This is a genomic window from Klebsiella sp. 10-1, assembly GCF_009758445.1.
Classification (GTDB): domain Bacteria; phylum Pseudomonadota; class Gammaproteobacteria; order Enterobacterales; family Enterobacteriaceae; genus Klebsiella; species Klebsiella scottii.
On sequence record NZ_WQRE01000001.1, the window covers coordinates 299,402 to 321,278 of the forward strand.

Consider the following 21,877-nt stretch of genomic DNA (forward strand, 5'->3'; position numbering starts at 1 on the left):
AGCTTTCAGAGGCCGTTTTCCGGCCGGGGAGTGAGGAGTAGGGGCGAGCTTAAGACGCGGAGATGAGCGGAACACCGCCGGCGCTGGGAGAGATGCTCAGCCGCGCAAGGCGATCGGCTGAGCGGCGGCAGCTTCAGGGCTTATGATTTTGACGATAAAAACGCTCGGCGCGCATCTGGATTTGTTTGAGCAAGCGCTCGTCATATTGCTGGACGAAAAGGTTGGTCACCAGCATGTTAATCACCGCCAGCTGCGACATTTTGGAGCGGATGGGGATCAGGCGTGAGACGCTCTCCGTAGAAACCGTGTGCAGGACGATGTCGGCTAAGGCGGAAATGCGGCTTTGCCCCATTTTAGTCACGGCAATGGAGGGGACGCGGAGCTGCTGTGCCAGGGTCAATAGCATCACGCCCTCCTGGTTTTCGCCAGAATGCGAGATAATAATCAGCAGATCGTTTTCATCCAGGGTATTAACAATACTAAACTGAATGCTGTAGTCCAGATGGCAGCTGACATCCTTTTTAATTTTGATTAGCTGATATTCAAGTTCTTTCCCTACAAGGCCGCTGCTGCCTGCGCCATAAATAACGATTTTATGGCTTTTCCTGATCAGCGCATTGGCTTCAAGAAGCGTACCGGCATTAGCAAGAGCGTGCGTCTCATCGATTGATGATTTCTCTATCTGCAGGATTTTAGCATTAACGGCCTCTATTGAGTCATCAAGGCAAATATCCTCCTGGAGAAATTTATTATTGTTTAGCGTGCTGGATGAGGTCATCAAATCAATTTTCAGATCGCTGAACCCCTGATAACCTAGCTTGTGGCATAAGCGTAAAATAGTGGTGGTGCTCACGCCATTTACCTTAGCCAGCATCTGAATACTCATACTTTTCAAGGACTGTTTGTTTTCAATGATATAATTGGCGACATTCCGTTCTTTGGCCGATAGTTCGTGACTAACTTCACGGATTTTTACGTCGAACATTTAACAGCCTTTATCATATTAAGAATATTATTGCGATAATCATACAATTGAAAAAAGAAAACATCAAGTTATAAACATTTCTGCTTAATTCCTTACGTGGCGGCAATTAAATAATATGCCGGGTGCCTTTGTTCGTTAATTAAAATTAAGCCGGGGCAGCGGCAGGCCGCTTTATTCCAGACCAAAACGCTGCCGGTACTGTCCCGGCGTTACGCCGGTGATTTTGCGAAAAATCTTGCGGAAGGCTGAGGGATCGGTATATCCCACTTCCCAGGCAATACGGTCGGCCGAACGCCCGGTTAACTCCAGGGCATCCCGCGCTTTCATGATGCGAACCTGCTGCAGATACTCCGTTGGCCGCACGCCCGTCGCTTTCTGAAAGCGGCGGAGAAAAGTCCGCGGGGTCATCCCCGCCAGCGCCGCCATTTCATCGATGCTTTGCTGTTCAGAATATGTCGCATGGAGGTGATGCTGGACGCGCAGAATGACGGGGTCGCCGTGGTCGAAATGCGGAATAAATGCCGAATAGGTGTTTTGCTTGCGGCGGGGAGGGTCGATAAGTAAAAAACGCGCTGTGGCCAGCATGGTACCGTTTCCCAGCAGCTTCTCTATCAGCGTCAGGCCGAGATCTGTCCAGGCAAGAATGCCGCCAGCGGTGATAATATCGCCGTCGTCGATAACCATATTTTCCGCCGCGACGTCAATCTCCGGGAAACGCTCCGACAGGGTCTGAGCAAACGCCCAGTGCGTCGTTGCGCGACGATGATCGATAAGCCCGGTCTCCGCTAGTACGAACGCTCCGGCGCAGACCGAACAGAGCGTCACGCCGTCATGGTACAGGGCGCTCATCCAGGCGGCAGGGGCCGCCATCGGCTTCATCTGAGCGGGCATGACCAGGCTGGGTGGGGCTATCGCGTGGCTCAGGCGATGCGGCTCATCCGGATGGCTGTCCCAGACGCACGCCACCGTATCGCCGTCGGGCATGACCTGCCAGTGCGACACCCGGATCGCGCGAACGCGCTCCTCGCCGGAAATGCTCACCGCCCAGTCCGCCGCGATCCTGAACATATCCGTCAATCCATATACCGCCGCCAGCTGGCACTCGGGATAAATCAGCAGACCCACTTCCGCCACGATGCTCTTTTCAACAGAAGGCTTCATTTGTCATTTTTGCCTCTTATAGTGTCATTTTTGACAATTCTATCTCCCGACGTATTCCATAACAATAGCTCCATCGGCCAACAACAGCGATGACCTGAACGATAAAGGAGCGGATATGCCAGACGAACGGTTTGCGATTTCACGGCGGCGTCTGCTGATCCTCAGCGGTACGTTGTCTGCCGGTATCGGGCTGTCACTTTCGCCCTTAGCCCGGGGTATGACATCATTCTCATCACAGACAGGAGATATTCCTATGAGCAACGGCATTATTACTACCAAAGACGGTACCCGAATTTTCTATAAAGACTGGGGCCCTAAAAACGCGCAACCCGTCGTTTTCCACCACGGCTGGCCGTTAAGCGCTGACGACTGGGATAATCAGATGCTGTTCTTTTTATCGCAGGGGTATCGGGTGATTGCTCACGACCGTCGCGGTCATGGGCGTTCCGACCAGACCGATACCGGCAACGAGATGGATACTTATGCCGCCGACGTCGCTGAACTTGCCCGCGCGCTGGATCTGAAAAATGCTATCCATATCGGCCACTCTACCGGCGGTGGAGAAGTGGCACGCTATGTCGCCAGGGCCGAAAAAGGGCGCGTGGCGAAGGCGGTGCTGATGGGCGCGGTCCCGCCGATTATGCTAAAAACGGCCGCTAACCCGGAAGGGCTCCCGCTATCCGTGTTTGATGGCTTCCGCTCCGCGCTTGCCGCCAACCGCGCGCAATTCTTCATTGACGTGCCGTCGGGTCCGTTCTACGGCTTTAACCGCCCGGGGGCCAAAATCAGCCAGGGCCTGATCGATAACTGGTGGCGTCAGGGCATGGCAGGCGGCGCCAAAGCGCAATATGACTGTATCAAAGCGTTCTCTGAAACCGACTTTACGCAGGATTTACTGGCGATTGATGTACCGGTACTGGTAATGCACGGCGAAGACGATCAGGTGGTGCCTGTCGATGACGCCGCGCGCAAATCAATCAAGCTGCTGAAGCACGGGACGCTGAAAACCTACCCGGGGCTCTCGCACGGGATGTTTGCCACCCATCCTGAGGTAATAAACCCGGACCTGCTGGCGTTCGTTAAATCTTGAGCCTATACGCCGGACCCAGCCTACGCTGCGGGTCCGGCTTTTATCCGTGAGCGGACAGGCATCGCCGTCGGGTCGCATGCGGAGGGCGCTGGGCCGCCCGGGCAAAGTAATTATCGGGCGCCGCGCTGCTGCCTGAAACTAACTGATAGCTGACGCTGTCTTTAATTCATTGGCGCAATGCTTTTGGTGTGGAAGATAAAGATGACGTCCGTTTTGTTGATTGAGGATGATAACCGGCTGGCCGGCATGCTGATGCCGTACCTTGCCCAGTACGAATTTAGCGTGGTACACAGCGCCAGCGCGCAGGACGCGCAAAATAAGATGAAGCAACGCAAGTTCGATGTCGTGCTGCTGGATTTGATGCTGGGCGACGCCGACGGCCTGGCGCTGTGTCGGCAGATTCGCACCCGGTTCCAGTACGACCCGGCGATTATTATGGTGACGGGCCGGGGAGATCCGGCGGATCGTATTATCGGGCTCGAAGTGGGGGCCGACGACTATCTGGCAAAACCCTTTGAGCCGCGCGAGCTGCTGGCGCGCATGCGCGCGGTGTTACGGCGTATGAAGCCCGGAGCGGCGTCGGGCGGCGACAGCGTCATTCGTTCCGGCGCGCTGGAAATTGATACCGCAGCGCGCAGCGTCACGCTTAACCAGCAAGCCTGCAGCCTGACCTCCTTACAGTTTGACCTGTTGGTCTCGCTGGCGCGCAATGCGGGCCGCGTACTCAACCGCGAACAGATCTGGCAGTCAGTGCGCGGCGAAAGCTATGACAGCTTCGATCGCGCCATCGATGTCCATATCGGGCGTATCCGACAGGCTATCGAGGACGATCCGCAGGTGCCGAAGCGCATCATTACCGTGCGCGGCGTCGGTTACGTCTTCTCAGCACTACCGAACTCATGAAACGGCTCGCCTGTTTTCCCATGCACCTGCAGATCTTTTTTGCCTTTAGCTGCGCCCTTGCGCTGGTGGTGATCTGCACTATCGCCCTGTGGCTATGGAACAACGATAACAACCGTCATTTGAACGCCTTCGCCACCTTCTCCGAGCTGGTGGAACAAAATCTTCCGCCAGCTTCCGCTCCGCGCGCCGTGCAATTCCAGGCCATCGATAGTTGGATCCAGCGCACCCATACGCGCTTCTCCCTGTACGCCGCCGATGGCTCTCCGCTTAGCCGCCCGCTTAATCCGCCGCTCTCTTTCCCGCTGCGCGTGGCGTCAGGAGGATTATTTGATGACTGGTACGGCACGCGTTTTGTCTGGCAGCTCAAGGATAAGCGCGTGCTGGTCATTCAGCTAAGCAGCGACCGGCAAAAGCGCCCGTGGCTGTTTATTCTGATGCTGCTGGCCATGACGACCAGCGTGGTGCTGGTGTCGTTTCCGGTGATCCGTCGCTTAACGGCCCGCCTGGAGTCGTTACAGCAGAGCGTCGAGTCGCTCGGCAAAGGCAATCTTGGCGCGCGCGTGCAGGTTACCGGGCGCGATGAAGTGGCGCAGCTCGCGGCCAGTTTTAACCGTGCTGCCACACAGATTGAGCAGCTGGTTCAATCACAAAAAACGATGCTGGCTAATGCCTCGCACGAGCTGCGTTCGCCGTTGATGCGTATTCAAATGGCGGCGGCGTTATTAGTGCAGAAGGAGTCGCCCGCCTCCCGCGAGCTGCGGCGCAGCGTCGGTGAGCTGGATGAGCTGGTGGAGGAGATTTTGACGCTGAGCCGCCTGACGCTGGCGACCAGCGTCATTACCGGCGATTTCCAGCCGGCTGATATAACCGCCATTGCGGCCGAGGAGTGCGCCAGCGCGCAGGTGGAGTTACGGGCTGAGCATGTGACAGCCGAGGTGGATGCGCGGTTAATACGGCGCCTGCTGCGCAACCTGATTGAAAATGCGCGGCGCTATGCGGGTCATGATATTTCGGTCGTCCTGAAGCTTACCGACCGGGAGCACTTCACCCTCGAGGTGAAAGATCGCGGCCTCGGCATTCCGGAAGCGGAAATGGAGCGTATCTTCGAGCCATTTTATCGGCTCAGCAGCAGCGGAAACGGCTACGGGCTTGGCCTGGCGCTGGTTCGTTCAATCACCGAATACCACCGGGGCGCCCTTTCGGTACGCAACCGTAGCGGCGGGGGAGCCTGTTTTCAGGTGCGTATGCCTGTCGCAGTTACATAACTTTACCGGAGGTAAAAAGAGGGGTTACAGGAGCCTGTTCTAATAAGCCAACTCATTGTCGGCTTCCTGTAACGGTAAGGATCATCTACATGCTATCCACGTTGGCTAAACCCTTTACGCTCCTGTGCCTGCTCTCTACGGCAACTTTTCCCGCCATCGCCGAGCCGTCTGATAACGGACTTTCCGGTTTTATCGGCGGCGGCGTGGGAGTAAAGCCGAAGTACTCCGGCGCTAAAGAGTCCAAAACGACGTTCGTACCCGCATTAAAGCTGGCTTACGGGCCGTTTTTTGTCGGCGGAGTGGACGATCTTACGGCGCTGGGGTGGGAGTTTGCCCGCACCGAAAGCTGGACTTTTTCGCTTGGCGTGGGCGCGGATCTCTCTCCCCGTCAGGAGTCTGATGATGAACACCTCAGAGGGCTGGGCGATATTCGCTTCTCGCCGCGCGCCTTTAGCTCGGCTGTGTATGAAAATAGGCTCTTCAACGGCGGCGTGATTTTGACCCAGGATATCGGGGGGAATCAGCAGGGCTTTAAGCTCATCTCCTGGGCGCATCTTCAGTGGCGGCCGCTGGAGAGCCTGCGCTTTTATACCGGCCCAAGCCTGAGCTGGGGGGACAGCGATTACATGCAGACGCAGTACGGCGTCACCGCCGCTCAGTCGGCGCGCAGCGGCCTGTCACGCTACGACAGCGGGGCCGGGCTGGAGAAAGTAGGCTGGCAGCTGGGTATGGACTATTCGGTGACGCCGGCATGGCTGATCGGCGCCCGGATCAGCGCGCAGCATCTGCAAAACGATGCCGCCGACAGCCCCGTTACGCAAAAGTCAGGGCAGGTTAACGGCGTCCTGTTTGCCGCATGGCGCTTCTGATAAGCGCGGACCTTTTCCGCTCAGGCGGGGGATCGCGCATCAAATGCCGTACGGCGCGCTCGTTTTAGCCGCTGGTCGGGGCGTTTTTCCGGCGTCCCGCTAAAGCGACATTCCAATCACCGCGTTGACAACGGCGGAGGACATCAGCACGCCGCCAACGATAAAGCACGCCCGGTTCTTCCTGGTCGCGCCCAGGGTTAAGAGAACAACGGCAAGAGTGAAAAAAGGTATGGCAATAATGCTGAACGTGTTCAGGATGACCTCCGCGAAGAGTAAGAAAAGCCGGCCGTAATTAAGGAGTGGCTGATTATTAAGCAACTTAGCGTAATTTGCAGCAGGCCGGTAGCGCCGGCTTATTTTATCCGCCGTCAGCCGATGAGCAGAGCAGCCAGCGCCGCGATGGCCGGGAAAGCCTGAACGTAGAGTATTTTCCTGCTTGCCGTAATCGAACCGTATATCCCGGCAAGCAGAACGCAGCACAGGAAAAAGACTTTAAACTGCAAGCCGCTCTCTCCCGCCCATAACCCCCATAGTAAACCCGCCGCTAAAAAGCCGTTGTACAGTCCCTGGTTAGCGGCCAGCACCCGAGTGTCGCGAGCAAAATCAGCGCTCAGGTTAAAGGCTTTGTGACCAGTTTTTGTATCCCATAGAAACATCTCGAGGATCAGTATGTAGAGGTGGATGGCGGCCACCAGGGCGATAAGGAGATTGGCTAACACGACAGGCCTCGCTGAAAATGTAGGTGCTGGGTGATTATAGTTAAAACTCGTTTGCGCCGCTGCCCGTTATTTCTCAGGGGGAGCGGCGCCTTTCCGCAGACCTTCGCGATCGCAGCAAATACGCCTGGATTAAAACCGGCACAATACTGGTATCGAGAATAGCCTCATGCTGACTTCATCGCGCCATCAGCTTGACATATTAAGCGTGCTTGCTATTGCTTAATCAGGCAATAGGCTGAGCCTTAAAGCAATGTTTCCTTGTAAATCATCGGCCTTATAGTTTACAGGCGAAGCGGCGGGGTGATGAATGGCAGGTAATAAGGTGAAGTTGCCCGGTATAAAAGAGAGTCAGCGCTTGCTGAATTTTGAGGCGGCCTCAAGGACGGTGGGGCTGGTTATTCTGCTGGCTATTATCTGCGCTGCATTAGCCGGTGGATTTTCTGTCGGGTATTTTAGTGAGGCTGAAAAAGTCAATGCGCCGCGAACGGTAAAAGTCGACTATGAATATTTTGGTCGGTTACAAAAAGAGTTTCGCCTCAAAATCACGGCACTTCCGCTCCCGGCTGATAAATATGTATTCAGCCTCGGCGGCGATTTTATTGAAAATTATGAGCCGGGCAGCATCTGGCCACAGCCGGACGGTATGTATAGCCAGGGAAAGACGCTGTATCTGATTTATAACAATGTGAAAAATAAAGGTGATTTCTCCATCTGGCTGTACGTCACGCCGGCGAAGCCGGGGAGAACGGAGAATTCCATCCAGGTGAACGCCGAGCCTGAAATCCGCTTTTGGCAGTTTATTTATCCTTAGGGGGCTGGTATGGAGATGGTTTTCCGGGCGTTAGCCATTTATTTAATCCTGCTGGTGGTATTTAAAATTGCCGGACGCCGTGCATTATTACAAATGACCAGTTTCGATCTGATCCTGCTGCTGATTATCAGCGAGGCGACGCAGCAGGCCCTGCTAGGCAACGATTTTTCGGTTACCGGGGCAATGCTGACGATTATTACGCTGGTGGTGGTCGATATTCTGTTTGGGTTAATGAAAAAGTATATTTCTGGCGCGGAGTCGGCGCTTGACGGCTCCCCTGTTGTGCTGGTGGCCGACGGGGTGCCGTTAACCGATAACCTGAAAAAGGTCGACGTCTCTTGCGACGACATCCTGGTCGCCGCGCGTCAAAATCAAGGCATTACGGAATTTCGCAAAATAAAATATGCCATTCTGGAGCGTAACGGCCATATATCGGTTATCCCGGCAGAAAAGTAGGGAGCGCATCATGGCGGGCTCAGGCCATCGAGCTATTCAACCGTCCAGGCCTGGCTGAAGTTATCATTGATAAAAATCTCCGCCAGCCCGCTAATCTGCTTCAGGCGTAAAACCTCATCTTTGTCCATTCCCAGCTCCTGGCCGATGCGCATATCGTCCCAGCCCAGGCGGTAAAGATCGCGCACAATATCCGACATCGCGGCGATCTGGTGTTTCCCTCTGGCGCGGTTGTGGCGAATGGTCGCGGCGATACGCTCTTTCTTCCCCTGACGCGATGAGTTAATCAGCGTAACCGGCAGATAGCCATGAAGGCGATGGTGAATCTGCGGGTTGGAAGCGCTTATCAGGTGGCGATGAAAGCCATCGACAACCAGATACTGCTCCTGCTGGCGAGCGACCACCACCGGCTGGGTGAATCCATCCATTTCTACCGAGCGTTCCAGCAGCTTTTTTTCCGTTGCGCTCATGCTATTGGGATTATAGTCATTGGCCGTGACTGATTCGGCGTCGACCCACAATACGCAGTCCACGGGCTCATCGCAGAAGGGACTGTGCCGGTGGATGAGCATTTTAAGCTGGTTAATGGCGTCAATCTTACTTTCTGTATCTGAGAAAGAGTCAAGGTATTCGGCCACGACCTTGTTGATATCCGTTGACATTACAGCGTCCCCCATGTCTTTCGTTTGTTACTGATATTGTTGCAGTATCTCTTATAATGCTGGGATTGGGTCGGGCTGAATGACAGCGTCCGGCACCAGTAATCATTCTTGAGAATCGTTTTGCAGATCCTGCGCCAGGAGGGGATATCGCGGAAGCCAAGATCCTTCTCCTGGGCATCGGGAATATCCTGCGGAAAGCCGCGCGTCTGATACCAGCGCAGGTAGATGGCGATCTTGTTGCGGTAATGCTCCGCGGTTTTATCCGGCATGCTTTCAAGCAGGAACAGCGCGTAGCTGCGCCAGGTATGCTGCTCCGGTTTACGCATTTGCGTCCTGAGGGCGAAATAGTCGCCGCTTTCGTTCGCATATTTCGCCGCGCCGTGCGCGCCGCATACCCGGCGACACATCTTCTCCCATGTTTCTGGTTCGAGCGTGTGGTACAGCCACAATCCGCGACGCTGCTCCGGGCCAAAAGGCTCGCAAACGCGCATGTTTTTCAGCGTGACGCCGGCGCGGTACATCAAATCGTACAGCGGGTTATAGGGCAGCTTTGATTTCGCATTGAAGATCCAAATATCCTGAGTTCGCCAGTCGTACAGCGGATAGCAGGTGTAGCTGTCGCCCCCCGGCAGCGCGGTAGTCCAGGGTTTTTCATTATCAAAGCGCGATTTTGTCTGCGATGTCAGCGCCATATAGCGGTGCAGCGATTCGTCGGTACGAATGCCGATCAGCGAGGCCAGGCTGCGTCCGGCGGCCAGCCACTGAATAAATGCCGGCACAAAGGATTCGAAGGTCATCGGATATTGGTAGAAGGGAAGGTCGGCGCTGCGGGTCACAGCCCCAGCCGGCGGCTGGCGCACCCATTCGGCGCCGGGTTCCCAGCAGATCCATTCCGGCTGGTGCTGCGATACGCCGCTTACCGTGGTCAGCGGCAGGGCGATCCAGTAAAACTTGCTGATTACGTCCTGATAGAGCGCCCGCATTTTTTCCACATGCTCAATAGTTAATAGATACTGCGCCTCCCAGTCAATAAACAGAACCACGAACTTTTTCCGCTTCTTGCGCGCCACGGTTGCCGCCAGGTGAAATAAGACGGTTGAGTCCTTGCCCCCGGAGAAAGACAAACAAACCTGCTCAAATGATTCAAATACCCAATCCAGGCGGAGTAGCGCCGCGTCAAAAACGTCCATGTCGAGCTTTATTTTCTTCACCAGGCCTCCTGGTTGTTAAACGTAGGTGTAGGGGGGCAGGCCCAAATTGGTTAAGGGAATAACCAGCCAATATAGTTGAGCAGAGCGATTTTATTATTTACGCCGAGCTTATCTTTAATTCTCAGGTAGTAATGGGAGACCTGTTTATTGCTCATGCAGAGTATGCGTTCGACGCCACCGCGGGTCGGCGAGGTATATGCGGCACGAAGAACGTCATACTCTCTTTTTGTTAAATGGCCGCCGCTGCGCATTTGGCTATAATATCTCAGGAGCTTACCAATGCTGGCGACATTGTTGCTCTTGAGCTTTCTACGCCATTCCCGTAAGCCGGCCTGTTTAGAGATGAAAAAATCAGCCATGCCGTCTTTTATTTGGCGATCGCTGATAATTAAAACCGAAGCGTTGCCGCGAATGATCAGCACCTGAATAACCGCGAGAAGAGCGCAGATATTAGGAAAGTAGCTTTCTTCAAGAACAAAGAGATCCCCGGCGCCGCAGGGCCTTATCGACGCTTTTAGCGTCTCAAGGCCGTCGCTTACGTACTGGTTCGCCATATATGAATAAGAAGAGATCTCCGTTGACGGCGGGATATCCGTAAGGCGACCGCCACTATAGTTTTTTAATAATAATTCAAGATCCAGGTAAGCGTAGTGTTCGGTATCGGGTTTAATTATCTTACTCTGCCGATCGGGTGAGCTTATTTGTTCATGCATAGAAAATGCCCGCAATTTTAATTGTTCACAGGGAGCGTCTGAACTCATGGTGAAAATGATAAGGCGGGTTGTGTTGTTTTTGGTAGTTAATTTATCTTAAGTAATCTTTAGTACGGAAGGTTGCCATTTTAATCATTGAACCTCAGATCTTTTTATTTCTTATTTTTCTTTAGGTTCTGACTTATATCATTGACATTTTTAATTTATTTCATTGCTGGTTTCGACAGGGCGCGATCTAAAGACGGGAGGGCTCTATTTTTGCCCGTGCTGAAGCGGAATAAATGCTTAACTTTCGCCGCCGCCGCAAAAGATCGTTATAAGTAAGGGATCCTCTATCAGGCCGGAGATGAAGTCAACACTATTCACCCCTTCCTGAACGGCTATTTAAAACAATGTGTAGCGATAAAGTAAAAATAAAGCGATGTCATTAATGCTGGCGATAAATAATAAAGGAGAGCGGAGTGCCATTCATCCGCCGTTTTGTCCCCTCATGAGGGCTCATAAGGGGATTTTCCGGTGCGTAAAGCCAACGGCCAGCCGCCGCCGCGGCTCAGGCATGCGATAGCGTCGGGAACATCAGCTTGTTGCCCTTAAAAATGTTCTCTTTTGCGGTATAGATAAATAAAAAGTCGTCACCCTCGATTTTTTCATACTCGCCGATTCGACCTTCGATCGGGGTGAAGCCTAAAATCGCCAGCTGAGTTTGTTGGTCGGCGAGCTCATTGACGATCGCTGACATCGAACGGGTGGCGTCGCAGAAAATATCGAAGCAGATTAGCGCGCGATCGTTTTGCATCGCGATCGCCACGGCACCATTTTTTTCCGAATAGTAGACGAAGTGCTTCATAAACGCGGAGCAATAGAACATCAGCAGGCCGAAGTTATCGTGCGCCGAGAGCTGAGAGAAGGGATTGGATTTTTGATAATAGTGCTTCAGGATCGCCACATCGCTCTCTTTATCCATATCAAGCCGGCGGAAGTCTCCCGGGGTTGGAGTCACCGGCAGGGTATATTGATACTCATCGTACTGCTCGAAACCAAATCGTGGATAGAAATCCACGGTAGTAGAGTTAGCAAACAGAAAGATCGCATCAGCTTTATCTTTCCAGTCATCCAGAATGTGGTTAATCAACCGCGTCGCGAGGCCTTTATCGCGATGGTCGGTATCGGTCATCACGGTGCCGATCTGAATATAATGGACGATCTTTCCTTGCCACTTCAGATCGATGACGTTGGCGGAGGCATTAGCGATAACTCTATTATTATCAACGAAAGCGTAGGGAATATATGACCCGGTCCAGTAGCCTTTTTTGTACCAGTCCTTAAATGAGAGATCAAAGGTCTTAATAGCCAGGTCAATGAAGCTGTTCCTTAACGCATCATTATCCATAACCTGTTTGACTAATTTGTATTTCATTGGCCGGTCTTCCTTTTTATTTATTGTGCTACACGACAGTGCTAATACTAAATTAATATTAAAAATCAATGACTCATCTATACAGTTAAGTATGAACGGTTCACGATATTTGTACACCCCGCAGCCCGCAGTCATTTCTCAGGACGTTGGCTCGGTCACAGTAAATAAGGGGAAGCGGGCTCTTTGCCGACTTTGCGGAGGTTGTTGCGCGAGGGGACGGCGATTACCGCCGGAGCAGTGGTGACCAAAGACGTGCCGCCGTATGCTGTGGTGGGTGGTAATCCGCCAAATTTATCAAATACCGCTTTGCGGAGTCAGATATTCAGCGTCTGCTTGCGCTGAACCTCTACGTTTTGCCGGAAGACGACCTGCTGGCGCTGCTGTCCGGCGAGGATATTACGGCGCTGGAGCAGGCGGTGCGGCGCTATCGCTAGCTCGTCAGGCGCGAAAAGGCCCGGAGCAAAAGGGCTCCGGGCGAGTCCCGGTTTACTTCGCCGCGACGGGGGGGAGTCGAGATAGCCCTCCTGGCCCCCGCCTTTCAGCGCAGCGCGGATAAAGGGTAGCGATTAAATAGCATGATGCGTCTCCCAGGAGTCCGTTCGCCGCCGGCGCGTAAACCCTCGCGCCCCCCGGAACGGACCTTGAATAAATGATGGACGCAGAATAGTCCCCGGCTATTTTTAATGAAATGACAAAAGTGTTAATAGACTATTGCTGATTTTGTCTAAAAACAAAAAATGGCTAAACTTAATAAATGCAGAGTGATATAACGCGCTCAAGGTCATGACCCCTATCATAAATAGGTAGGGGAAATGTGGTATCATCCCGCCTTTCCCTTTTCGTTTGGGCTCTTTTTATGCAACAACCTGTTGTTCGCGTTGGAGAATGGCTGGTTACCCCCTCTGTTAACCAAATTAGCCGGAAGGGACGCCAGCTTACCCTTGAACCGCGCTTGATCGATCTTCTGGTTTTCTTTGCCCGCCACCCTGGCGAGGTGCTCAGCAGGGATGAACTTATTGATAATGTCTGGACGCGCAACGTTGTGACCAGCCATGTTGTCACCCAGAGCATTTCTGAACTGCGCAAGTCGTTGAAGGATGGCGACGACGGTAGCCTCGAATATATCGCAACGGTACCGAAGCGCGGCTATAAGCTGACGGTGCCGGCTATCTGGTGTACGGAGGAGGGGGAAGAGCTGACGCCGCTCGCGCCGCAGGCGATGCCGGAAGCCACTGCGCCATCTTCGCCCGCCGCGCCCGACGTTCAACCCCCAACCAGAACCGAGAAACGTAAGCGGATCAGCACCTTTATTGTCTGGGGTCTGTTCCTGCTGGCGCTGGGAACCTGCGTGGCGCTGGTGGCGCTGTCGAGCATCGAATCGCGCGCGCCGGTCAATAAAGCCCGCCTGCTGTTAAACCCGCGCGATATCGATATCCACCTGCTTGACGGCAACTCCTGCACCAACTGGGCGTCCCAGCACTCCTACGCGGTGGGGCTTGGCAGCCTGGTCACCACGTCGCTGAATACCTTCTCCACCTTTATGGTGCATGATAAAACCAACTACAACATCAACGAACCGAGCAGTTCCGGTAAAACCCTGACCATCGAGTTCGTCAACCAGCGGCACTATCGCGCCCAGCAGTGCTTTATGTCGGTGCAGATGGTGGATAACGCCGACGGCTCCACCATGATGGACAAGCGCTATTTCATCACCAGCGACAACCAGCTGTCGATTCAAAACGACCTGCTGAACAGCCTGTCGGAAGCGCTGAAGCAGCCGTGGCCGGAGCGTATGCAGACCATGCTTAAGCAGTACCAGCCGTCGCAAAGCATAGCGCTGACCCATTTCTATCAGTCGCATCAGCTATTAATGAATGGTGATGTCGATTCATTAGGGAAAGCCAGTGCGCTGCTTGATGACGTGATTAAACAAGCCCCTGACTTTTCCTATGCGTATGCGGAAAAGGCGCTGGTAGATGTATTACGCCATTCGCAACAGCCGCTGGATGAACAGCAGCTCGCGGCGCTGTACGCAGAAATAAACCGGGTTGGCGATATGCCGGGTATTAAAGATCTGGCGGTGTTTTATCAAATTAAAGCCGTCGATATGCTAGGGCAGGGGAAAGTAGACGAAGCGTACCACGCGATTAATACCGGCATCGACCTGGAAATGTCGTGGATGAATTATGTGCTGCTGGGTAAAGTCTACGAAATGAAGGGGGAGAACCGGGAAGCCGCCGATGCTTACCTGACCGCCTTTAATTTACGTCCGGGCGAAAACACTTTTTACTGGATTGAAAACGCGGTATTCCAGACCTCGGTTACGCGCGTTGTGCCATATCTCGATAACTTCCTCTCTTCAGAATAAGTAAACCCTCACCGCGCGAATGGTTTCGGGCCTGGTGAGGTTAAACTTATGTTTCTCATGAGGCCGGTGGTTGTTATATTTATGCGGTAATTTAACTGCCGGTTGCAACACATTTTCAACACTGAGAGCGTATTGTAACTGACTGTAATTTAATGATGTTTATCTTTTTATGATATCAACATGTCATCCTGATATGTTAATCCAAAAAGGTCAAAGTATCATTTGTCTGACGTTTGCTGTTATTTCACTTTATCTTTAGGACTTATCTCGTATGAGTCAGTAATCTTATTGGCAGTTGGTCGGGTCAATAAAAGATTCACTATCATGATCTGTACCTCCCAAATAAACTTAGGAGAAAAGCAAACATGAGTTCTGCCAAGAAGATCGGGCTATTTGCCTGTACCGGCGTGGTCGCCGGTAATATGATGGGGAGCGGTATTGCATTATTACCCGCGAACCTCGCCAGTATCGGTTCAATTGCTATCTGGGGGTGGGTGATTTCTATTATTGGCGCAATGTCTTTGGCTTATGTTTATGCCCGACTGGCGACCAAAAATCCGCAGCAGGGGGGGCCAATTGCGTACGCTGGTGAAATATCTCCGGCGTTCGGTTTTCAGACCGGGGTGCTTTATTATCATGCCAACTGGATTGGTAACCTGGCGATCGGGATTACCGCCGTATCTTATCTGTCGACATTCTTCCCAATATTAAATAACCCGGTTCCGGCCGGTATCGCCTGTATCGCGATCGTCTGGGTATTTACCTTCGTTAATATGCTCGGTGGGACCTGGGTTAGCCGCCTGACGACAATTGGTCTGGTGCTGGTATTAATTCCGGTGGTCATGACGGCGGTTGTCGGCTGGCACTGGTTTGACGCTGCAACCTATCAGGCCAACTGGAACACCTCCACCACCCCCGACAGCCACGCGGTAATCAAAAGTATCCTGCTGTGCCTGTGGGCTTTCGTCGGGGTTGAATCCGCTGCCGTCAGTACCGGGATGGTGAAAAACCCGAAACGTACCGTGCCGCTGGCCACCATGCTGGGTACCGCGCTGGCAGGTATCGTTTATATCGCCGCAACTCAGGTGATTGCCGGGATGTACCCTGCAGCCCAGATGGCCGCATCGGGCGCACCGTTCGCCATTAGCGCTTCAACTATCCTCGGCGGCTGGGCGGCTCCGATGGTTTCCGCCTTCACCGCCTTTGCCTGCCTGACGTCTCTCGGTTCCTGGATGATGCTGGTTGGACAGGCCGGCGTACGTGCCGCCAACGACGGCAACTTCCCGAAAATCTACGGCGAGCTTGATAGCAACGGTAACCCGAAAAAAGGCCTGCTGCTGGCGGCGGTGAAAATGACCGTGCTGATGGTGCTGATTACCCTGATGAACTCCAGCGGCGGTAAAGCATCTGACCTGTTCGGCGAGCTGACCGGCATCGCGGTACTGCTGACCATGCTGCCTTACTTCTACTCCTGCGTTGACCTGATTCGCTTCGAAGGCATCAACATCCGTAACCTGGTTAGCCTGATTTGTTCGGTGCTGGGCTGCGGCTTCTGCTTCATCGCCCTGATGGGGGCAAGCTCCTTCGAACTGGCCGGTACCTTTATCGTCAGCCTGATTATCCTGATGTTCTACGGCCGCAAAATGCACCAGCGCCAGCATGAAAATGACCCTGCTGACAACTCTACCGCTGGCGCGCATTAATCAGTAACCCCTTTTCCTGGAGCTCCTTCCTGCACCTGTCACCACGCGACGGGAGGGGCTTTCTATATCTGGAGATTTGACTATGAACGTTATCGCAATCATGAATCATATGGGCGTCTACTTTAAAGAAGAGCCTATCCGTGAGCTGCATCGCGCCCTTGAACGCCTGGACTTCCGTATTGTCTATCCGAACGACCGCGAAGATTTACTGAAACTTATCGAAAATAACTCCCGCCTGTGCGGCGTTATCTTCGACTGGGATAAATACAATCTTGAGCTGTGCGAAGAGATCAGCAAGCTGAACGAATATATGCCGCTGTACGCTTTCGCCAACACCTACTCCACGCTGGACGTAAGCCTCAACGATCTGCGCATGCAGGTTCGCTTCTTCGAATATGCGCTGGGCGCGGCCGACGACATCGCCGACAAAATCAAACAGAACACCGATGAATATATCGATGCTATTCTGCCGCCGCTGACCAAAGCGCTGTTCAAATACGTGCGTGAAGGCAAATACACCTTCTGTACCCCAGGCCACATGGGCGGTACCGCCTTCCAGAAAAGCCCGGTCGGCAGCATCTTCTACGATTTCTTTGGCCCGAACACCATGAAATCGGATATCTCCATCTCGGTTTCTGAGCTCGGCTCCCTGCTGGATCACAGCGGCCCGCATAAAGAAGCGGAAGAGTATATCGCCCGCGTATTTAACGCTGAACGCAGCTACATGGTGACCAACGGGACCTCTACCGCCAACAAAATCGTCGGCATGTACTCCGCTCCGGCCGGCAGCACCGTGCTGATTGACCGTAACTGCCACAAATCGCTGACCCATCTGATGATGATGAGCGACATTACGCCAATCTACTTCCGCCCGACCCGTAACGCCTACGGTATCCTCGGCGGTATCCCGCAGAGCGAATTCCAGCACGCGACCATCGCGAAGCGCGTTAAAGAGACCCCGAACGCCACCTGGCCGGTGCATGCGGTGATCACCAACTCCACCTACGACGGTCTGCTGTACAACACCGACTTCATCAAGAAAAACCTCGATGTGAAATCCATCCACTTTGACTCTGCGTGGGTGCCTTACACCAACTTCTCGCCAATCTATGCCGGTAAATGCGGGATGAGCGGCGGTCGTGTGGAAGGGAAAATCATCTACGAAACCCAGTCCACCCACAAGCTGCTGGCGGCGTTCTCCCAGGCTTCAATGATCCACGTGAAAGGTGATATCAACGAAGAAACCTTTAACGAAGCCTACATGATGCACACCACCACCTCCCCGCACTACGGGATCGTGGCGTCCACCGAAACCGCCGCGGCGATGATGAAAGGTAACGCCGGTAAGCGTCTGATCGACGGCTCTATTGAACGTTCTATTAAGTTCCGTAAAGAGATCAAACGTCTGAAAGGCGAGTCCGAGGGCTGGTTCTTCGACGTATGGCAGCCGGAGCATATCGACGGGGCTGAATGCTGGCCGCTGCGCTCTGACAGCGCATGGCACGGTTTCAAAAACATCGATAACGAACACATGTACCTCGATCCGATTAAAGTCACTCTGCTGACTCCGGGGATGAAAAAAGACGGCACCATGGACGAGTTCGGTATTCCGGCCAGCATCGTGGCGAAATACCTCGACGAACACGGCATCGTGGTGGAGAAAACCGGTCCGTACAACCTGCTGTTCCTGTTCAGCATTGGTATCGACAAAACCAAGGCCCTGAGCCTGCTGCGCGCGCTGACCGACTTCAAACGCGCGTTCGATCTGAACCTGCGTGTGAAAAACATGCTGCCGTCTCTGTACCGTGAAGATCCTGAATTCTATGAAAACATGCGCGTTCAGGAGCTGGCGCAGAACATTCACAAACTGGTTGAGCATCACAACCTGCCGGACCTGATGTTCCGTGCGTTCGAAGTGCTGCCAAAAATGATAGTAACGCCGTACGCCGCGTTCCAGAAAGAGCTGCACGGTCAGACGGAAGAAGTCTATCTCGAAGAGATGGTCGGTCGCGTCAATGCCAACATGATCCTGCCGTATCCTCCGGGAGTTCCGCTGGTTATGCCGGGTGAAATGATCGCCGAAGAGAGCCGTCCGGTGCTGGAATTCCTGCAGATGCTGTGCGAAATCGGCGCCCACTACCCGGGCTTCGAAACCGATATCCACGGCGCATACCGTCAGGCGGATGGTCGCTACACCGTTAAGGTGCTGAAAGACGAAAACAACAAGTAACTGAAGCACCGAAGGGAAGTGGCCTGCCGCTTCCCTTTTTCACGCTGCAAGGAGACCTCATGAAAACACCCTCACAGCCGCGCGCGATCTATTACATCGTGGCGATTCAAATCTGGGAATACTTCAGCTTTTATGGCATGCGTGCCTTACTTATCCTCTATCTCACCCATCAGCTTGGCTTTGATGACAGCCACGCCATCAGTCTGTTTAGCGCCTACGCCTCTCTGGTTTACGTTACCCCCATTCTTGGCGGCTGGCTTGCCGACCGCCTGCTCGGCAATCGCACGGCGGTCATTGCCGGCGCGCTGCTGATGACGCTCGGCCACGTGGTGCTCGGCGTCGAATCCGACTCAACCTGGAGCCTGTACCTCGCGCTGGCGATCATTATCTGCGGCTATGGCCTGTTCAAATCCAACATCAGCTGCCTGCTCGGCGAGCTGTATGCCGTTGACGATCATCGTCGCGACGGCGGTTTTTCGCTGCTCTACGCGGCGGGGAACGTCGGCTCAATCGCCGCGCCGATTGCCTGCGGGCTGACCGCCCAGTGGTACGGCTGGCACATTGGCTTTGCGCTGGCGGGGATCGGCATGTTTATCGGTTTGCTGATTTTCTTAAGCGGCAGCCGCTACTTCAGCCACACCCGCGGCGTCGACAAGCAGGCGCTGCGGGCGGTGACGTTTGTGCTGCCAGCCTGGGGCTGGCTGGCGGTGATGCTATGCGTGGCGCCGGTGTTCTTTACGCTGCTGCTGGAAAATAACTGGTCCGGCTATCTGCTGGCGATCGTCTGCGTGTTTGCCGCCCAGATGGTGGCGCGGATTATGATCCGCTCTCCGCAGCACCGCCGGGCGCTGTGGCAAATCGTTCTGCTGATGCTGACCGGCACGCTGTTCTGGGTTCTGGCGCAGCAGGGCGGCAGCTCGATCAGCCTGTTTATCGACCACTTCGTTAACCGGCGCCTGCTGAATATTGAAGTGCCGACGGCGCTGTTCCAGTCGGTCAACGCGGTGGCGGTGATGGCGGCGGGCGTAGTGCTGGCGTGGCTGATGCGCCCGGAAGGCGCAGCCCGCTCCGCGCTGCGGGTATGGCTGAAATTTGCCTTTGGCCTGGTGCTGATGGGCTGCGGATTTATGCTGCTGGCGCTTAACGCCCGCCACGCAGCCGTCGACGGCCAGGCCTCAATGGGGCTGATGGTCGGCGGGCTGGCGCTGATGGGATTTGCCGAGCTGTTTATCGACCCGGTGGCGATGGCGCAGATTACCCGCCTCAACATGCCCGGCGTGACCGGGGTGCTGACCGGTATTTACATGCTCGCCACCGGCGCGGTCGCCAACTGGCTGGCGGGGATGGTGGCGCAGCGGACCACCGAATCGCAAATCAGCGAAACGGCCATTGCCGCTTATCAGCACTTTTTCTCCCAGATGGGCGCATGGACGCTCGGCTGCGTGGCGGCGATCGTGGTGCTGGCGTTTGCCGCAACCTGCAGCCTCGGCAAACGTCGCGCCGCCGGCGAAATTCCCGGCGGCGGCGCGTAAGCCATGAGGCTATCGCAAGTGCGGGAGCGGCATACGCTCCTTGCACCGTTCAATAATCAGGAGGAGGATATTCTGGCTGGTGCGGAAGCCGAAGACTAAAAATCGTTAGTGAAGCGATGGCTGAGTGAGATCGGCCGGAAGTGAAGCCAGGTTCGTTAAGATTGTTCTCCGGTGATGACGCCCGAGACGGGCCGCGCCGGATGGTGACCTGGTTCAATTATCGAAGCAAGTTTGAAAGCAGGGTTATGAGGAACCAACATGTCTGAACAACAAGCACAAAGTGCCGATGAGGCAATTGACCTTAATAATGAACTGAAAAGCCGTCGCGAAAAGCTGGCTGCGCTGCGCGAGCAGGGTATCCCGTTCCCGAACGATTTTCGCCGTGACCATACCTCTGACCAGCTGCACGCTGAATTTGACGGCAAGGACAACGAAGAACTTACCTCCTTGAACGTTGAAGTCTCCGTGGCTGGCCGCATGATGACCCGTCGTATCATGGGTAAAGCCTCCTTCGTCACCTTGCAGGACGTCGGCGGCCGTATCCAGCTGTACGTGGCGCGTGACGATCTGCCGGAAGGCGTCTACAACGAGCAGTTTAAAAAGTGGGACCTCGGCGACATCATCGCCGCCCGCGGCAAGCTGTTCAAAACCCAAACCGGCGAACTGTCGATCCACTGCACCGAGCTGCGTCTGCTGACCAAAGCCCTGCGCCCGCTGCCAGACAAATTCCACGGCCTGCAGGATCAGGAAGCGCGCTATCGCCAGCGCTATCTGGATCTGATTTCCAACGACGCCTCGCGTCACACCTTTAAAGTGCGCTCGCAGATCCTCGCGACGATGCGTCAGTTCATGGTGGCTCGCGGCTTTATGGAAGTCGAAACCCCGATGATGCAGGTGATCCCCGGCGGCGCCTCCGCCCGTCCGTTTATCACCCACCACAACGCGCTGGACATGGACATGTACCTGCGTATCGCGCCGGAACTGTATCTTAAACGGCTGGTTGTTGGCGGCTTTGAACGCGTGTTCGAGATTAACCGTAACTTCCGTAACGAAGGCATCTCCGTGCGCCATAACCCCGAGTTCACCATGATGGAACTCTATATGGCGTACGCGGATTACAAAGACCTGATCGAACTCACCGAGTCGCTGTTCCGCACCCTGGCGCAGACCGTGCTGGGTAAAACCGAAGTGCCTTACGGCGACCAGGTTTTCGACTTCGGCAAGCCGTTTGAAAAGCTGACCATGCGCGAGGCTATCAAGAAATATCGTCCGCAAACCGAGATGGCGGATCTGGATAACTTCGATGCGGCGAAAGCGATTGCCGAATCTATCGGCATCAACGTTGAGAAGAGCTGGGGCCTGGGCCGCATCGTCACCGAAATCTTTGACGAAGTGGCGGAAGCGCACCTGATTCAGCCGACCTTCATCACCGAGTATCCGGCAGAAGTTTCGCCTCTGGCGCGGCGTAACGACGTCAATCCGCAGATCACCGACCGCTTTGAGTTCTTTATCGGCGGACGTGAAATCGGCAACGGCTTCAGCGAGCTCAACGATGCCGAAGACCAGGCGCAGCGTTTCCTCGATCAGGTGAACGCTAAAGCCGCCGGCGACGACGAAGCGATGTTCTATGACGAAGACTACGTGACCGCGCTGGAGTATGGCCTGCCGCCGACCGCCGGTCTGGGCATCGGCATCGACCGGATGGTGATGCTGTTTACCAACAGCCATACCATCCGCGACGTGATCCTGTTCCCGGCAATGCGTCCGCAGAAATAAGCGGCCGTA

At 54.4% G+C, this 21,877-nt stretch carries 18 protein-coding genes; 11 read left to right on the forward strand and 7 right to left on the reverse strand.

Annotation, left to right across the window (positions count from 1 at the left end; all coding sequences use genetic code 11):
- Positions 1-133: 133 nt before the first annotated feature.
- Positions 134-985, reverse strand: a complete 852-nt coding sequence (locus GO007_RS01425; protein ID WP_095094663.1) for a MurR/RpiR family transcriptional regulator — start codon at positions 983-985, stop codon at positions 134-136.
- A 171-nt stretch (positions 986-1,156) separates the two neighbouring features.
- Complete coding sequence (locus GO007_RS01430) at positions 1,157-2,146, reverse strand: GlxA family transcriptional regulator (RefSeq protein WP_095094665.1); 990 nt, start codon at positions 2,144-2,146, stop codon at positions 1,157-1,159.
- A 253-nt stretch (positions 2,147-2,399) separates the two neighbouring features.
- On the opposite strand from GO007_RS01430, the gene GO007_RS01435 reads away from it, so the two are divergent.
- From GO007_RS01435 to GO007_RS01450, 4 genes are all read left to right on the forward strand, one after another.
- The gene (locus tag GO007_RS01435; protein WP_095094670.1) at positions 2,400-3,236 is read left to right on the forward strand and encodes an alpha/beta fold hydrolase; all 837 of its coding nucleotides are present in this window, start codon (positions 2,400-2,402) and stop codon (positions 3,234-3,236) included.
- Between the two features lie 201 nt (positions 3,237-3,437).
- Positions 3,438-4,139 carry a response regulator gene (locus GO007_RS01440; RefSeq protein WP_189339812.1) on the forward strand — a complete coding sequence of 234 codons (702 nt, stop codon included), beginning with the start codon at positions 3,438-3,440 and terminating at the stop codon, positions 4,137-4,139.
- Between the two features lie 20 nt (positions 4,140-4,159).
- Complete coding sequence (locus tag GO007_RS01445; RefSeq protein ID WP_157349057.1) at positions 4,160-5,404, forward strand: sensor histidine kinase; 1,245 nt, start codon at positions 4,160-4,162, stop codon at positions 5,402-5,404.
- An 89-nt stretch (positions 5,405-5,493) separates the two neighbouring features.
- On the forward strand, positions 5,494-6,273 hold the full coding sequence (locus tag GO007_RS01450) for a MipA/OmpV family protein (RefSeq protein ID WP_095094674.1): 780 nt from the start codon (positions 5,494-5,496) through the stop codon (positions 6,271-6,273).
- Positions 6,274-6,641: 368 nt separating this feature from the next.
- Here GO007_RS01450 and GO007_RS01455 read toward each other — a convergent pair whose 3' ends face one another.
- Positions 6,642-6,992, reverse strand: coding sequence for a DUF1304 domain-containing protein (locus GO007_RS01455; protein ID WP_095094678.1), 351 nt, complete (start codon positions 6,990-6,992; stop codon positions 6,642-6,644).
- A 307-nt stretch (positions 6,993-7,299) separates the two neighbouring features.
- Here GO007_RS01455 and GO007_RS01460 point away from each other — a divergent pair, with 307 nt between their 5' ends.
- Both GO007_RS01460 and GO007_RS01465 read left to right on the forward strand, forming a co-directional pair.
- Entirely contained in the window at positions 7,300-7,803 is a 504-nt protein-coding gene (locus tag GO007_RS01460; RefSeq protein WP_095094681.1) for a hypothetical protein, read from the forward strand.
- Between the two features lie 9 nt (positions 7,804-7,812).
- Positions 7,813-8,259: a DUF421 domain-containing protein gene (locus GO007_RS01465; RefSeq protein ID WP_095094683.1), complete on the forward strand. Its 447-nt coding sequence runs from the start codon at positions 7,813-7,815 to the stop codon at positions 8,257-8,259.
- A gap of 32 nt (positions 8,260-8,291) precedes the next feature.
- On the opposite strand, the gene GO007_RS01470 is transcribed toward GO007_RS01465, so the two are convergent.
- The 4 genes from GO007_RS01470 to GO007_RS01485 form a co-directional block, all read right to left on the reverse strand.
- Positions 8,292-8,918 carry an IbrB-like domain-containing protein gene (locus GO007_RS01470; protein ID WP_095094685.1) on the reverse strand — a complete coding sequence of 209 codons (627 nt, stop codon included), beginning with the start codon at positions 8,916-8,918 and terminating at the stop codon, positions 8,292-8,294.
- Complete coding sequence (locus GO007_RS01475) at positions 8,918-10,129, reverse strand: phosphoadenosine phosphosulfate reductase (protein ID WP_095094687.1); 1,212 nt, start codon at positions 10,127-10,129, stop codon at positions 8,918-8,920. Before GO007_RS01475 ends, GO007_RS01470 begins: the two co-directional genes overlap by 1 nt.
- A 50-nt stretch (positions 10,130-10,179) precedes the next feature.
- On the reverse strand, positions 10,180-10,842 hold the full coding sequence (locus GO007_RS01480; protein WP_143350128.1) for a helix-turn-helix transcriptional regulator: 663 nt from the start codon (positions 10,840-10,842) through the stop codon (positions 10,180-10,182).
- 550 nt (positions 10,843-11,392) lie between these two features.
- The gene (locus GO007_RS01485) at positions 11,393-12,259 is read right to left on the reverse strand and encodes a GNAT family N-acetyltransferase (RefSeq protein WP_095094691.1); all 867 of its coding nucleotides are present in this window, start codon (positions 12,257-12,259) and stop codon (positions 11,393-11,395) included.
- Positions 12,260-13,115: 856 nt separating this feature from the next.
- Here GO007_RS01485 and cadC point away from each other — a divergent pair.
- The 5 genes from cadC to lysS all read left to right on the forward strand — a co-directional run bounded on the left by cadC (position 13,116) and on the right by lysS (position 21,868).
- Positions 13,116-14,627 (forward strand): lysine decarboxylation/transport transcriptional activator CadC, encoded by a 1,512-nt coding sequence (gene cadC, locus GO007_RS01490; RefSeq protein ID WP_095094693.1) that lies wholly within the window; start codon positions 13,116-13,118, stop codon positions 14,625-14,627.
- A 365-nt stretch (positions 14,628-14,992) separates the two neighbouring features.
- Complete coding sequence (cadB, locus tag GO007_RS01495) at positions 14,993-16,330, forward strand: cadaverine/lysine antiporter (RefSeq protein ID WP_095094695.1); 1,338 nt, start codon at positions 14,993-14,995, stop codon at positions 16,328-16,330.
- 82 nt (positions 16,331-16,412) lie between these two features.
- Positions 16,413-18,560: a lysine decarboxylase CadA gene (gene cadA, locus GO007_RS01500; RefSeq protein ID WP_095094697.1), complete on the forward strand. Its 2,148-nt coding sequence runs from the start codon at positions 16,413-16,415 to the stop codon at positions 18,558-18,560.
- Positions 18,561-18,619: 59 nt separating this feature from the next.
- Positions 18,620-20,092 carry a dipeptide permease DtpD gene (dtpD, locus tag GO007_RS01505; protein WP_095094699.1) on the forward strand — a complete coding sequence of 491 codons (1,473 nt, stop codon included), beginning with the start codon at positions 18,620-18,622 and terminating at the stop codon, positions 20,090-20,092.
- A 258-nt stretch (positions 20,093-20,350) separates the two neighbouring features.
- Complete coding sequence (gene lysS / locus GO007_RS01510) at positions 20,351-21,868, forward strand: lysine--tRNA ligase (protein WP_095094701.1); 1,518 nt, start codon at positions 20,351-20,353, stop codon at positions 21,866-21,868.
- Positions 21,869-21,877: the final 9 nt, after the last annotated feature.